Here is a 230-nt window from a genome sequence, read left to right as displayed (position 1 = left end):
ATTGCCGGGCTTGTACTCACTATTGGTATGGCAGTAGATACCAACGTTAGTATATTTGAGCGAATAAAAGAAGAGCGTAGAAAAGGCCGCTCTGCTTATCAAGCTATTCAAGAAGGTTACAAGCAAGCCGCTAACACCATATTTGATGCCAATATAACCACCATGATTACCGCGCTTATATTGTATGGAATAGGTTACGGCCCAGTTAAAGGCTTTGCCATAACATTGGC

1 protein-coding gene is annotated in these 230 nt (G+C 42.2%); it reads left to right on the top strand.

Annotated features, from left to right (window positions below; translation table 11 throughout):
* Positions 1-230: MMPL family transporter (locus tag SB756_RS36195; protein WP_410914075.1), on the top strand; the 230-nt coding region annotated here is incomplete at both ends.

The organism is Pseudomonas sp. SIMBA_068 (assembly GCF_046534705.1).
In the GTDB taxonomy this organism is placed as follows: Bacteria; Pseudomonadota; Gammaproteobacteria; order Pseudomonadales; family Pseudomonadaceae; genus Aquipseudomonas; species Aquipseudomonas putida.
This window is presented reverse-complemented; position numbering and strand designations above follow the sequence as displayed.